The organism is Paracoccus marcusii (assembly GCF_006151785.1).
Classification (GTDB): Bacteria; Pseudomonadota; Alphaproteobacteria; order Rhodobacterales; family Rhodobacteraceae; genus Paracoccus; species Paracoccus marcusii.
On the sequence record NZ_VDDD01000033.1, the window covers coordinates 19197 to 30426 of the forward strand.

Annotated in this window: 11 protein-coding genes; 10 read left to right on the plus strand and 1 reads right to left on the minus strand. The window is 67.5% G+C overall.

Translation table 11 applies throughout. The features are described from left to right. Genes rsmH through murD form a run of 7 tightly spaced genes read left to right on the plus strand, consistent with a single transcriptional unit; the run spans window position 1 to window position 8535 of the window. A complete protein-coding gene (gene rsmH, locus FHD68_RS07390; RefSeq protein WP_127899076.1) occupies window positions 1–963 on the plus strand; it encodes a 16S rRNA (cytosine(1402)-N(4))-methyltransferase RsmH in 963 nt (320 codons plus the stop codon). Next, entirely contained in the window at window positions 963–1322 is a 360-nt protein-coding gene (gene ftsL, locus FHD68_RS07395) for a cell division protein FtsL (protein WP_045982886.1), read from the plus strand. Before rsmH ends, ftsL begins: the two co-directional genes overlap by 1 nt. After that, on the plus strand, window positions 1319–3148 hold the full coding sequence (locus FHD68_RS07400) for a peptidoglycan D,D-transpeptidase FtsI family protein (protein WP_045982887.1): 1830 nt from the start codon (window positions 1319–1321) through the stop codon (window positions 3146–3148). The genes ftsL and FHD68_RS07400 overlap by 4 nt, the downstream gene beginning before the upstream one ends. Next, window positions 3145–4644: a UDP-N-acetylmuramoyl-L-alanyl-D-glutamate--2,6-diaminopimelate ligase gene (locus FHD68_RS07405; RefSeq protein ID WP_205963156.1), complete on the plus strand. Its 1500-nt coding sequence runs from the start codon at window positions 3145–3147 to the stop codon at window positions 4642–4644. Before FHD68_RS07400 ends, FHD68_RS07405 begins: the two co-directional genes overlap by 4 nt. Next, window positions 4641–6011: a UDP-N-acetylmuramoyl-tripeptide--D-alanyl-D-alanine ligase gene (locus FHD68_RS07410; protein ID WP_127899075.1), complete on the plus strand. Its 1371-nt coding sequence runs from the start codon at window positions 4641–4643 to the stop codon at window positions 6009–6011. Before FHD68_RS07405 ends, FHD68_RS07410 begins: the two co-directional genes overlap by 4 nt. Window positions 6012–6015: 4 nt before the next feature. Then, window positions 6016–7098, plus strand: coding sequence for a phospho-N-acetylmuramoyl-pentapeptide-transferase (gene mraY, locus FHD68_RS07415; protein ID WP_046001410.1), 1083 nt, complete (start codon window positions 6016–6018; stop codon window positions 7096–7098). A 30-nt stretch (window positions 7099–7128) separates the two neighbouring features. Then, on the plus strand, window positions 7129–8535 hold the full coding sequence (gene murD, locus FHD68_RS07420; protein WP_127899074.1) for a UDP-N-acetylmuramoyl-L-alanine--D-glutamate ligase: 1407 nt from the start codon (window positions 7129–7131) through the stop codon (window positions 8533–8535). A 3-nt stretch (window positions 8536–8538) separates the two neighbouring features. On the opposite strand, the gene FHD68_RS07425 is transcribed toward murD, so the two are convergent. Continuing rightward, window positions 8539–9300 carry an enoyl-CoA hydratase gene (locus FHD68_RS07425; RefSeq protein ID WP_127899073.1) on the minus strand — a complete coding sequence of 254 codons (762 nt, stop codon included), beginning with the start codon at window positions 9298–9300 and terminating at the stop codon, window positions 8539–8541. A 56-nt stretch (window positions 9301–9356) separates the two neighbouring features. Here FHD68_RS07425 and FHD68_RS07430 point away from each other — a divergent pair, with 56 nt between their 5' ends. The 3 genes from FHD68_RS07430 to rpsI all read left to right on the plus strand — a co-directional run bounded on the left by FHD68_RS07430 (window position 9357) and on the right by rpsI (window position 10889). Beyond that, entirely contained in the window at window positions 9357–9797 is a 441-nt protein-coding gene (locus FHD68_RS07430; RefSeq protein WP_045982892.1) for a PaaI family thioesterase, read from the plus strand. A gap of 133 nt (window positions 9798–9930) precedes the next feature. Next, window positions 9931–10395: a 50S ribosomal protein L13 gene (gene rplM / locus FHD68_RS07435; protein WP_042248180.1), complete on the plus strand. Its 465-nt coding sequence runs from the start codon at window positions 9931–9933 to the stop codon at window positions 10393–10395. Between the two features lie 2 nt (window positions 10396–10397). Beyond that, a complete protein-coding gene (gene rpsI, locus FHD68_RS07440; protein WP_045982905.1) occupies window positions 10398–10889 on the plus strand; it encodes a 30S ribosomal protein S9 in 492 nt (163 codons plus the stop codon). The last annotated feature ends 341 nt before the right edge of the window (window positions 10890–11230 follow it).

Genomic DNA, 11230 nt, shown 5'->3' on the forward strand with positions numbered 1-11230 from the left:
ATGGCGTATCCGCATATTCCGGTCCTGCTGGCGCCGCTGCTGCGCGCGACCGCACCCATCGGGGGCGTCTGGCTGGACGGCACGTTCGGCGCGGGCGGCTATGCCCGAGGCCTGCTGGATGCGGGGGCCGACCTGGTCATCGGCGTCGACCGCGACCCGTCGGTGTTTCGCATGGCCGAGGCATGGCGCGGCCAGTACGGCGACCGCCTGCGCCTGGTCGAGGGTACGTTTTCCGACATGGACGTCCTGGCCGGTCAGCCGCTGGACGGGGTGGTGCTGGACCTTGGCGTCAGCTCGATGCAGCTGGACCAGGCGGATCGCGGGTTCTCGTTCATGCGGGACGGGCCGCTGGACATGCGGATGGGCGGCGATGTGTCGTCCGCCGCGGACCTTCTGAACAGCGCCGAGGAATCGGAGATCGCCGACGTGCTGTATCATTACGGAGAGGAGCGCGCCGCGCGCCGCATCGCGCGTGCCATCGTGGCCGCGCGCCCGCTGACCCGGACCACGCAGCTGACCCAGGTGGTCACCGGCTGCCTGCCGCGCGCCAAGCCGGGGCAGAGCCATCCCGCGACGCGCAGCTTTCAGGCGATCCGCATCTGGGTGAACGACGAGTTCGGTCAGCTGGTCGCGGGCCTGTCGGCCGCCGAACGCGCGTTGAAGCCGGGCGGCCAACTGGCCGTCGTCAGCTTTCATTCGCTGGAGGACCGGATCGTCAAGCGCTTCATGCAGGCGCGGTCCGATGCGGGCGGCGGCGGCAACCGGTATGCGCCGGTCACGCAGGTCGTGGAGCCCGCCTTCCGCCTGCCCTTCCGCCGTGCGATCGGTCCCGATCCCGAGGAGCTGGACGTGAACCCGCGTGCGCGTTCAGCCTTGCTGCGCGTGGCCGTGCGGACCGACGCTGCGGCGGGCGCGGTCGATGCCCGGTCGCTGGCCATGCCGCATCTTCCGGGAGCTGCGTGATGCGGTCGTTGACCTGTCTGGCCTGCGTGCTGATGCTGATGGGACTGGCCTTCTGGGCCTATCGCGAGAACTATGCCACCCAGGCCGCCATCGGAGAGATGTCCCAGGTTCAGCGCCAGATCGCGGGCCTGCGCGAGGAGCTGGGCGTGCTGCGTGCCGAATGGGCCTTCCTGAACCGCCCCGACCGCCTGCGCCAGCTGGTCGACCTGAACTTCGACCGGCTGGAACTGGGTCCGGTCGAATCGGGGCAGTTCCTGGACCTGGACCACATCGACTATCCCAAGCCGCCCCCGCCGTCGGCCGACATGGTCACCGACCTTCTGCCCGAAACCGATCCTGCCGAGGAGCCTCAGCCATGATCCGCACCCCCCTGCGCCCCCTGGCCCGCATCCTGAGAGCGCGCGAGCGCGGCGAGAACCCCGACGACATCGAGGCCGAGAACCGCCGCCGCCGTCACGAACAGATCCAGGACCGCGCCCGCAGGCGCGCCGAAGGTCGGCTGATCGTCATGGCGGGCTGTTTTATGCTGGCCTTCGGCACGGTCGCGGTGCGCATGGGAACGCTCGCCTCCAGCGCGGCGGCAGAACCGCGGGCGCAGGTGCTGTCGTCGCAGATCATCTCTCAGCGGGCGGACATCACCGACCGGCGGGGCAGGGTGCTGGCCACGAATCTGCTGACCCATTCGGTCTATGCCCATCCCCACCAGATGGTCGATCCCATCGGTACCGCGCAGGGCCTGGCCGAGATATTCCCCGACCTGGACGTGCAGCGCTTGACCCGCGACTTCACCGGCAACCGCAAGTTCATGTGGATCAAGCGCAAGATCAGCCCCGAGCAGATGCAGGCCGTTCACGACCTGGGCGAGCCCGGCCTGCTGTTCGGCCCGCGAGAGATGCGCATCTATCCCAATGCCGACCTGGCCAGCCACATCCTGGGCGGGTCCGGCTTCGGCAGCGAAGGCGTGAACAGCGCCGAGGTCATCGGCGTCGCAGGCGTCGAGAAGGCGTTCGACGCCTGGCTGCGCGATCCCGGCAACGAGGGGGCGCCGCTGGCCCTGTCCATCGACCTGACGCTGCAGCAGGCGATGGAGGACGTGCTGGCCTCGGGCATGAACGTCATGAACGCCAAGGGCGCGACCGGCATCCTGATGGAGGTCGAGACCGGAGAGATCCTGGCCATGGCCAGCCTGCCCGATTTCGACCCCAATGATCGCCCACGCCCGCTGCTGACCGGAGAGCCGTCGGACAGTCCGCTGTTCAACCGCGCCGTCCAGGGCCAGTACGAGCTGGGTTCGACCTTCAAGATCTTCCCGGTCGCGCAGGCGCTGGACCTGGGGCTGGTCAACCCCGCGTCGGGCATCAATGCTGCAGCACCCATGCGGATCGGTCGGTTCCTGATCAACGATTTCCACAATTACGGCAAGGAACTGAGCGTGACGGACGTCATCGTGAAGTCCTCGAACGTGGGAACGGTGCGCATCGCGCAGCTGATCGGGCCCGAGCGGCAGAAGGATTTCCTGGAAAAGCTTGGCCTGTTCGTGCCGACCTCCATCGAGATGGTCGAAGCCCCCACCGGTCAGCCGCTGGTGCCCACGCGCTGGCCCGCCGTCACCGCGGCCACGGTCAGTTTCGGCCATGGGCTGGCGGCCAGTCCGCTGCACCTGGCGGCCGCCTATGCGACGATCGCGAATGGCGGCAAGCGCGTGACACCTACGCTGGTGCATGGACGACAACGCCCCGAGGGTGAACAGGTGCTGTCGCCCCGTGCCGCCGCGATGGCTGTCGACATGTTGCGCCAGGTCGTCACCCGCGGCACCGCCCGCCAGGCCGAGGTTCCGGGATACGAGGTCGCCGGCAAGACCGGTTCGGCGGACAAGCCCAGGGCCGCAGGCGGGTACTACGAGAACAAGATCATCGCGACCTTTGCGTCGGTCTTTCCGGCCAGCGATCCGAAATACGTCCTCATCACCATGCTGGACGAGCCGTCAACCACCATCAACGGGACTGCGGTGCGTACCGCAGGTCATACCGTCGCGCCCGTCGCCGCGGAAATGGTCCGCCGCATCGGCCCGCTGCTGGGGCTGGAGCCGATCACCGACGAAATCCTGCCGACGATCACCGCGCGCTTCGAACCGCGTGTTGAACCCGACGAGGAGGCTGCGGTAAGGCTCGTCGCAAATCAATGACGGGTGGGACTGTGGACAAGGACGACGTGACGCTGTCGCAGCTGGGGCTGCGCGCCCCCGGTGGGCGTGACCCGCGGATCACGGGGCTGTCCATCGACAGCCGCACGATCAAGCCCGGGCACCTGTTCGCGGCCCTGCCGGGATCGGCCGTCCATGGCGGCGAATTCATCCAGTACGCGCTGCGCATGCAGGCCGCCGCCGTCCTGACCGACCGTCAGGGCGCCGAGATCGCCGCCGACGTCCTGTCGGGCTGGGACGGGGCGCTGATCGTGGCCGAGGATCCGCGCGCAGCCCTGGCCGGCGCCGCGTCGCTGTGGTTCGCCGATCAGCCCGACCATGTCGTGGCCGTTACCGGCACCAGCGGCAAGACCAGCGTGGCCAGCTTCACCCGTCAGATCTGGCAGGCGCTGGGCCACAAGGCGATCAGCCTGGGCACGATGGGGGTCGAGGGCGATCACCAGGCGAAGCTTGCCCATACCACCCCCGATCCGCTGACCCTGCACCGCGTCCTGGCCGAGGCGGTCGCCGCGGGCGTCACCCATGCCGCGATGGAGGCCTCCAGCCACGGATTGGATCAGCGCCGCCTGGACGGGGTGCGGGTCGAGGCCGGGGCCTTCACCAATTTCAGCCAGGATCACCTGGATTACCACGCGGGCTTTGACGAATATTTCGCGGCCAAGGCCCTTTTGTTCAACCGCGTGCTGGAGGACGGAGCCGCTGCCGTCATCAACATCGACAGCCAGCGCGGACGCCAGATGGCCGACATCGCGACCGATCGCGGCCTGGCCCTGACCACCGTCGGCACCGGAGAGGCCGCGATGCTGCGCATCCTGGGCCAGCGCTATGACGCGACGGGGCAGGATCTGCGGTTCTCGGTGATGGGGCGGGCGCATCTGGTGCGGCTGCCGCTGATCGGCGGGTTCCAGGCGGAAAACGTGCTGGCGGCGATGGGCCTGTGCCTGGCCTCGGGCGACAGCGCCGACGACATCCTGCGCGTGCTGCCGCAGCTGACCACCGTGCGGGGCCGAATGCAGCTGGTCGCGCAGCGCGAGAACGGTGCGGCGGTCTTTGTCGATTACGCCCACAAGCCGGGCGCGGTGGTCGCCGCGCTGCAATCGCTGCGCCCGCATGTGATGGGGCGCATCGTCTGCATCATCGGCGCGGGCGGCGACCGCGACCGGGGCAAGCGCCCGCTGATGGGCGAGGCCGCGCGCGATCATGCCGATGTGGTGATCGTCACCGACGACAACCCCCGGACCGAGGACCCGGCCCTGATCCGTGCCGCCGTCATGGCCAGCGCGGGCCCCGACGCGACAGAGATCGCCGACCGGGCCGAGGCGATCCTCCGCGGCGTCGATGCGCTGCAACCGGGCGACGCGCTGCTGATCTGCGGCAAGGGTCATGAGACCGGCCAGATCGTGGGGCAGGACGTCTATCCCTTCGACGATGCCGAACAGGCCTCGGTCGCGGTGGCGGCACTGGACGGGCGGATATGACACTCTGGACATCCGATGACGCCGCAGCCGCCACCGGCGGGCGGGTGACGGCCGCATGGGCCGCTTCGGGCGTGTCCATCGACACGCGCACCATCGCCCCCGGCGATCTGTTCGTCGCGCTGCAGGCCGACCGCGACGGGCATGATTTCGTGGCGCAGGCCCTGGCCAGGGGGGCGGCCGCCGCGCTGGTCAGCCGCATCCCGGACGGCGTGGCGTCTGACGCGCCGCTGCTAGTGGTGCCCGACGTGCTGGTCGCGCTGGAGGATCTGGGCCGGGCGGGCCGCGCCCGCATGACGGGCCGGGTCATCGCCATCACCGGGTCGGTCGGCAAGACCTCGACCAAGGAGATGGCGCGTACCGCGCTGGCGGGGCAGGGCGTGATCCACGCAGCCGAGGCCAGCTACAACAACCATTGGGGCGTGCCGCTGACCCTGGCGCGCATGCCCGCAAACACCGATTTCGCCATCATCGAGATCGGCATGAACCATCCCGGAGAGATCGCGCCCCTGTCGCGCATGGCGCGGCCGCATGTGGCGCTGATCACCACGGTGGCCGCCGCCCATCTGGAGGCCTTTGGCGCGATCGAAGGCATCGCCGGCGAAAAGGGTGCGATCTTCGAGGGGCTGCAACCCGTAGGTCACGCGATCCTGCCCGAGGATCTGCCCGTGACCCAGATCCTGCGCGATTGCGCGGACCGGGCCGGCGCGGTGGTCGTGGGTTTTGGCGAACATGGCGTGGCGCGTCCGCTGCGCATCGTGCCGCAGGACGGGGCGCTGTCCTGCCATGCCCGCATCATGGGCGACACGCTGGCCTTCACCCTGCCCACCACGGGGCGGCATTTCGCGATGAACGCCGTCGGCGTGCTGGCCGCGCTGGCGGCGGCGGGGGCCGACCTTGCGCAGGCGGCGGCACATCTGTCCGACTGGCACCCCCCGCAGGGGCGCGGCGCGGTCGAGACGCTGGGCGGCATCCGCCTGATCGACGACGCCTTCAACGCCAATCCGGCATCGCTGTCCGCGGGGCTTGCCACGCTGGCGGGCCTGCAGGGCGGCCGCCGGGTGGCGATTCTGGGCGACATGCTGGAGCTGGGCACGGAAGAGGTCGCGATGCATCGCGCCGTGGCCGACGATCCCTCCATGGCCGCAATTGACCTGGTCCATTGTGCCGGCCCCCTGATGCGGCACCTGCACGAGGCCCTGCCTGCGGACAAGCGCGGGCAATGGACGCAAACGGCGGCCGAACTGGCCGCCCAACCCGACAAACTGATTTCCGCCGGCGACATCGTGCTGGTGAAAGGCTCGAAATCCTCACGGATCTCGATGGTGGTCCAGGCGCTGCGCGCCGGTGCCGCCCAAGACAAAGGATAATGCCATGCTCTACTGGCTCAGCAACCTGTCCGAGGGCGGGGATTTCTTCAACCTGTTCCGATACATCACCTTCCGGGCGGGGGCCGCGTTCTTCACCGCGCTGTTCTTCGGCTTCATCTTCGGACGGCCGCTGATCAACTATCTGCGCCGCGTCCAGAAGAAGGGCCAGCCGATCCGCGACGACGGCCCGCAGAGCCACCTGGCCAAGGCGGGCACGCCGACGATGGGCGGGTTGCTGATCCTGTCGGCGCTGCTGTTCTCGACCCTTCTGTGGGCGAGGCTGGACAACGGCTATGTCTGGATCGTGCTGCTGGTGACCGCGGGCTTTGCGATGATCGGATTTGCCGACGACTATGCCAAGGTGACCAAGCACAACACCAAGGGCGTCAGTTCGCGCATGCGGATGCTGCTGGGTCTGGGCATCGCGGCCTGCGCCGGGATCGCGGCGTCGCTGCTGCATCCCGCGGGGCTGACCAACCAGCTGGCATTGCCGATCTTCAAGGATGTCCTGGTCAACCTGGGCTGGTTCTTCGTGCCCTTTGCGATGATCGTGATCGTGGGCGCGGCCAATGCGGTCAATCTGACCGACGGTCTGGACGGGCTGGCGATCATGCCCGTGATGATCGCCGCGGGCACCCTGGGCATCATCGCCTATACGGTGGGGCGCGTCGACTTCACCGAATATCTGGGCGTCCACCACGTTCCCGGCAGCGGAGAGATCCTGATCTTTGTCGCCGCCCTGATCGGCGGGGGACTGGGCTTTCTGTGGTACAACGCCCCGCCGGCTGCGGTGTTCATGGGCGATACCGGATCGCTGGCCCTGGGCGGCGCGCTGGGCGCCATCGCCGTCGTCACCAAGCATGAGATCGTGCTGGCCATCGTCGGTGGCCTGTTCGTGGTCGAGGCCCTGTCGGTCATCATCCAGGTGCTGTATTTCAAGCGGACCGGCAAGCGGGTCTTCCTGATGGCCCCCATCCACCACCATTTCGAGAAGAAGGGGTGGGGAGAGGCGCAGATCGTCATCCGCTTCTGGATCATCGCGCTGATTCTGGCGCTGATCGGCTTGGCGACGCTGAAGCTGCGCTGATACCGTCCCGTTTTCGCAAGGAGCCAACCCATGATCCCCGTTCAGGGCGTCGAAGAACTGACCGTCGCGGTGCTGGGGCTTGGCCGGTCCGGCAAGGCGACCGCCGCGGCTTTGGCCGCGGGCGGGGCGCGGGTCGTGGCCTGGGATGACGGCGTCGATACGCGCGACGCGGCCCAGGCCGATGGCCTGAGCATCCTTGACCTGACGCGCGAGGCGAACTGGCAGGGCATCGCGATGCTGATCGTCAGCCCCGGCATCCCGCATCTGTATCCCCGTCCGCACCCGGCCATCGCGATGGCATGGCAGCTTGGCATTCCGGTCGATAACGACATCGGCCTGTTCTTCCGCAGCTATGCGACCCGCGACTGGGACCAGTTCGACCGCGCGCCTCGAGTGATTGCGGTCACCGGGTCGAATGGCAAGTCGACGACCACCGCGCTGATCCATTACGTGCTGGAGGAATGCGGCCGACCCACGCAGATGGGCGGCAATATCGGCACGGGCGTGCTGTCGCTGGAGCCAGCGGTCGAGGCAGAGGTCGTGGTGCTGGAACTGTCCAGCTATCAGACCGAACTGGCGCGGGCGCTGACGCCCGACGTGGCGGTCATGACCAACCTGTCGCCCGACCACCTGGACCGCCATGCTGGCCTGGGCGGCTATTTCGCGGCAAAACGGCGGCTGTTCTCCGAGGGCGGTCCGGATCGGGCCGTCATTGGAATCGACGAACCCGAGGGGTCGTATCTGGCCAACCAGCTGTCGATGGGCCCCACCGACGACAGGGTGATCCGGGTGTCGTCGGGGCAGAAGCTGGACCGGGCGGCGTGGTCGGTCTTTGCGCGCAAGGGTTTCCTGTCCGAATACCGCAAGGGGCGGCAGGCGGCGTCGATCGACCTGCGCGCGATGCAGGGCCTGCCCGGTGCGCACAACCACCAGAACGCCTGCGCGGCCTATGCCGCCTGCCGCGCGGTGGGCCTGGCGCCGCGCGAGATCGAGGCCGCGTTCCACAGCTTTGCGGGCCTGCCGCATCGCAGCCAGACGGTCGCCCAGATCGACGGCGTCCGGTATGTCAATGACAGCAAGGCCACCAACGTCGATGCCGCCGCCAAGGCGCTGCAGGCCTTTCCGCGAATCCGCTGGATCGCCGGAGGCCTGGGCAAGGAGGGCGGCATCGCGGCCCTGCAGCCGCATTTGGGCGCGGTCGCCAAGGCCTATCTGATCGGCCATTCCGCGCGCGACTTTGCGCTGGAGATCGGCCAGACCCCGTACGAGATCGCCGACACGATGGAGCAGGCCGTCGCCCGTGCCGCGGCCGAGGCCGAGCCGGGCGACACCGTCCTGCTTGCTCCCGCCGCCGCCAGCTTTGACCAGTATCCGAACTTCGAAAAGCGCGGAGAGCATTTCGTGGCGCTGGTCCAGGCACTGGCCGCAGGGGCCTGACGGTCAGGCCCAGTTCGGCGGGCGCTTTTCCAGAAAGGCGCCGATCCCCTCGACCGTTTCGGGAAGGGCCATATTCGTGCACATGACCTGCGCCGTGGCCGCATAGGCGGCGGCGGCTCCCTGTCCCAGCTGGTCGTGGAAGGCCCGTTTGCCCATGCGGATCACCTGGGGCGGCTTGGCCGCGATACTGTCGGCCAGTCGCATCGTCTCTGCCTCCAGATCCGCGGCGGGGACGACGCGGTTGACCAGGCCCAGCTCCGCCGCGCGGGGGGCGGTGATGAAGTCGCCGGTGGTCAGCATCTCGAACGCGGCCTTGGGCGGGATGGCGCGGGTCAGGGCCACCATCGGCGTGGCGCAGAACAGACCGATCGAAACCCCGTTGACACCGAAGCGCGCCCCGCCTGCCGCCACCGCCATGTCGCAGGACGCGACCAGCTGGCAACCCGCCGCGGTGGCAACACCCTGAACCTGGGCGATGACCGGCTGGGGCAGGGCGGGGATCATCTGCATCAGTTGCGCGCAGCGGTCGAACAGATGCGCCAGTTGGTCCGAAGCCATCGCCTGCATCTGCCGCAGGTCGTGGCCGGCGCAGAAGGCCTTGCCCTCGGCCGCCAGGATCACGACCCGCGTCTCGTCGTCGATCCGGGCAAGGGCCGCGATCAGCGCCTCGATCATCTCCAGCGACAGGGCGTTGTAGGTCGCGGGCCGCGACAGCGTCAGGCGGGTCACGGGCCCAAGGTCGTGTCGCGTCAGCAGGTCGTCCATCTTGCATCCTCCCAAATTTGGCGAAAGCCTAGGCCGGGACGCATCGGGGGGAAAGCATGACGATCGTGATGGACAAGGATGCGCTGAACGCGTTCCTGGCGCGGGACTTTCCGCAGGTGGCCGGCAGCTATCGGGTGGAGTCGGTGACGGCGACGGGGCTGACCGCGCGCCTGATCACGGGGGACGATCATCTGAGGCCGGGCGGGACGGTCAGCGGTCCGTCGATGTTCGCGCTGGCGGACCTGGCGATCTATTGCGCGATCCTGGCGCGGATCGGCCCGGTCGGGCTGGCCGTCACGACGAACGCGTCGATTGACTTCATGCGCAAGCCCGCGGCAGGGGTCGATCTGCTGGCGGAATGCCGGATGCTGAAGCTGGGCCGCGTGCTGGCGGTGGCCGAGGCACTGATCTTTTCCGAAGGGGTGGCGGATCCGGTCGCACGCTGTTCGATGACCTATTCGATTCCGCCGAAATCCAGCGATTTCCGTGCCGTGTGATGGGGTATTCAGATACCTAAGTTTCAAGCCATTGATTTGGCGTCCTTAATCGGGCTTCGCTGCACTTGACGGATGGCGGGCAATCTTCGATATACCGCCATCTCTTACGATTACGACCCTGAAGGGACGACAGATGAAAACCTATACCGCGAAACCGGCGGAGATCGAGAAGAAGTGGATCCTGATCGACGCCGAGGGCGTCGTTCTGGGCCGCCTCGCCACGATCGTCGCCAGCCGCCTGCGCGGCAAGCACAAGCCCACCTTCACGCCGCACATGGATATGGGCGACAATGTCATCATCATCAACGCCGACAAGGTGCAGATGACCGGCAACAAGCGTGAAGACAAGAAGTACTACTGGCACACCGGCCACCCGGGCGGCATCAAGCACCGCACCGCGCGCCAGATCCTGGAAAGCGCGCACCCCGAGCGCGTGGTCGTCAAGGCCGTCGAGCGCATGATCAGCCGCAACAAGCTGGGCAAGCAGCAGATGACGAACCTGCGCGTCTATGCCAGCGCCGAACACCCGCACGAGGCCCAGCAGCCCGAAGTTCTGGATGTCAAAGTCCTGAACAAGAAAAACACCCGGAGCGCATGATCATGGCCGACGACATCAAAACTCTGGACGACCTGAAGTCCGCCGTGTCGGGCACCCCCGCCGCAGCCGTCGACGCCGCGATCAACCGCGAGCCGCAGATCGACAGCCAAGGCCGCAGCTATGCCACCGGCAAGCGCAAGGACGCCGTCGCACGCGTCTGGGTCAAGCCGGGCTCGGGCAAGGTCCTAGTGAACGGCAAAGAGATCAACGCGTATTTCGCGCGTCCCGTTCTGCAGATGATCCTGAAGCAGCCGTTCGAGGTTGCGGGCGTGGTCGGCCAGTACGACGTGCATGCCACCGTCAAGGGCGGCGGCCTGTCGGGCCAGGCAGGCGCCGTCAAGCACGGCATCAGCCAGGCACTGCAACTGCACCAGCCGCACCTGCGTGCCGCACTGAAGGCCGCAGGCTTCCTGACCCGCGACAGCCGCGTCGTCGAGCGTAAGAAGTACGGCAAGGCCAAGGCCCGCCGCAGCTTCCAGTTCTCGAAGCGCTGATCTTCGTATCAGGACCAATTTTTCAAGGGGCGCAGCGAAAGCTGCGCCCCTTTCGCGTTCCGAAACTGCCGCCCCTGCAGGCATCCTTGCCGAAATTCAGGGCTGAATGGATCCAGGCCCCTGTGATTCACCCTGATTCCGTCATCGCCCCGACATGATTCCATGCTTTTGTGGAACCGTAGATCGATGGCAGTTCTTGGGGGTGCTTTAGCATCCCTTAAATTGCAACGCTAAATCAATGAGTTGCAGTTTTATCGCTGTGACCCGTCATTTTCTTGTTGCGTGCATTTGTTCTCGGGCCTAAACACCGCTTCACCGAAGGCGGGAACGCTGGAGGGGCC